Below are 1384 nucleotides of genomic sequence, written 5' to 3'. Positions count from 1 at the left end.
GCTGATGCTGATGATGTGTTCCCGCTCGATAGCACAGAATCAGTAGATACCGATAGCGATGGTATTGGTAACAACAAAGATACCGATGATGACGGCGATGGTGTAGCTGATGTCGATGATGCTCTCCCTCTAGATAAAACAGAGTCCGTTGATACTGATGGCGATAGCATTGGTAACAACAAAGATACTGATGACGATAATGATGGTATCGCTGATGCTGATGATGTGTTCCCGCTCGATAGCACAGAATCAGTAGATACCGATAGCGATGGTATTGGTAATAACGAAGATACTGATGATGATAATGACGGTGTCTTAGATAGCAATGATGCGTTCCCAGAAGATAAATCAGAAACACTTGATACCGATGGTGATGGTGTTGGTGATAACGCTGATGCGTTTCCAGCTGATAAGTCAGAAACAGTAGATACCGATGGTGACGGTGTTGGTGATAACGCAGATGCCTTCCCAGATGATAAATCAGAGACGGTAGATACCGATGGTGATGGCGTCGGTGATAACGCTGATGCGTTCCCAGCCGATAAGTCAGAAACACTTGATACCGATGGTGATGGTGTTGGTGATAACGCTGATGCGTTCCCTGAAGATAAATCAGAAACACTTGATACCGATGGTGACGGTGTAGGCGATAACGCCGATGCGTTCCCAGCTGATAAGTCAGAAACGACAGATACCGATGGTGACGGTGTTGGTGATAACGCAGATGCCTTCCCTGAAGATAAATCAGAAACAACAGATACCGATGGTGACGGTGTTGGTGATAACGCAGATGCCTTCCCTGAAGATAAATCAGAAACACTTGATACCGATGGTGATGGTGTCGGTGATAACGCTGATGCGTTCCCAGCTGATAAATCAGAAACACTAGATACCGATGGTGACGGTGTAGGCGATAACGCTGATGCGTTCCCTGAAGATGAATTAGAAACACTTGATACCGATGGTGATGGCGTCGGTGATAACGCTGATGCGTTCCCTGAAGATAAATCAGAAACAGTAGATACCGATGGTGACGGTGTAGGCGATAACGCTGATGCGTTCCCTGCTGATGACTCAGAAACAACAGATACCGATGGTGACGGTGTTGGTGATAACGCTGATGCGTTCCCTGAAGATAAGTCAGAGACGGTAGATACCGATGGTGACGGTGTTGGTGATAACGCAGATGCCTTCCCTGAAGATAAATCAGAAACAACAGATACCGATGGTGACGGTGTTGGTGATAACGCAGATGCCTTCCCTGAAGATAAATCAGAAACACTTGATACCGATGGTGACGGTGTTGGTGATAACGCTGATGCGTTCCCTGCTGATGACTCAGAAACAGTAGATACCGATGGTGACGGTGTAGGCGATAACGCTG

The 1384-nt window shown here is 46.7% G+C and carries 1 pseudogene; it reads left to right on the top strand.

What is annotated here, in order from left to right:
- Window positions 1–1384 (top strand): annotated as a pseudogene (locus tag C9J45_RS21590) (hypothetical protein); the annotation flags it as partial.

Origin of the sequence: Photobacterium sp. GB-1, assembly GCF_003026165.1 — a bacterium.
Classification (GTDB): Bacteria; Pseudomonadota; Gammaproteobacteria; order Enterobacterales; family Vibrionaceae; genus Photobacterium.
This window is presented reverse-complemented; position numbering and strand designations above follow the sequence as displayed.